The sequence below is a fragment of the Micromonospora sp. NPDC051925 genome (genome assembly GCF_044548625.1).
GTDB lineage: Bacteria > Actinomycetota > Actinomycetes > Mycobacteriales > Micromonosporaceae > Micromonospora.
In genome coordinates this window covers 1-1,067 of the sequence record NZ_JBIUCH010000064.1, presented here as the reverse complement: position 1 = coordinate 1,067, position 1,067 = coordinate 1, and the positions used below count along the sequence as shown (strand labels likewise).

Here is a 1,067-nt window from a genome sequence, read left to right as displayed (position 1 = left end):
CGGTCACCACCGCCGAAACCACCAGGACGACGCTCACCACCGGCGGCACCATCACGACGGTCCCCACCACGGAAGCCACCCTCACGCGAGTCACCGCCACGGAAACCACCCTCGCGCGGACCGGAGCGGAAGCCACTCCCACGGGAGTCACCGTCCCGACGGAAACCACCGGGCCGCGAGTCACCATCACGAGGACCCGACCGGAAGCCACCTTCACGCCGGTCACCACCGGAGCCGGCACCCTCACGGCGGTCGCCACCCCGGAAACCGCCGTCACGGGAGTCACCGTCCCGGCGGAAACCACCAGGCCGGGAGTCACCGCCCCGGAAACCGCCTTCACGGGAGTCACCACCACGGAAACCGCCCTCGCGCGGACCGGACCGGAAACCACCACGGTCACCACCACGCGAATCATCACGACGATCACCACCACGGAAACCGCCGTCGCGGGAGTCGCCGTCCCGGCGGAAGCCACCGGGCCGGGAGTCACCATCACGAGGACCCGACCGGAAGCCACCTTCACGCCGGTCACCACCGGAGCCGGTGCCCTCGCGGCGGTCGCCGCTGCGGAAACCGCCGTTTCGAGGGGCGTCACCATCGCGTCGGAAACCGCCCTCACGGCGGTCGCCACCCCGGAAACCGCCGTCACGGGAGTCGCCGTCCCGGCGGAAGCCACCGGGGCGAGAGTCACCGGTACGGGGAGCCGAGCGGAAACCCTCATCGCGGCGGTCGCCGCCACGGGGTCCACCCCGGGGGGCACCGCGGTCGTCGCGGTCACCCCGGTACGGGGGACGGTCGTCGCGGCGCGGGCCGGCGTCCCGCCCCTCGGGCCGGGTGGAGCGGTCTTCGTAACGGCGCGGACGATCTCCGCCCTGCGGTCCTGAACTCACAGGTACATCCTTCCTGATTGCGCCACCAATGGCGCTACGCAGTCGAGGGCCGACCCGGATGGGGCGGCCCTCGACTGGAAGATTGTCCGGCGGTGTCCTACTCTCCCACACCCTCCCGAGTGCAGTACCATCGGCGCTGGAGGGCTTAGCTTCCGGGTTCGGAATGTGACCGGGCGT

1 rRNA gene and 1 pseudogene are annotated in these 1,067 nt (G+C 71.4%); both read right to left on the bottom strand.

The features are described from left to right. Positions 1-778, bottom strand: a pseudogene (locus ACIG87_RS32305) (hypothetical protein); the annotation flags it as partial. 196 nt (positions 779-974) lie between these two features. After that, positions 975-1,067, bottom strand: a 5S ribosomal RNA gene (gene rrf, locus ACIG87_RS32300); the annotation flags it as partial.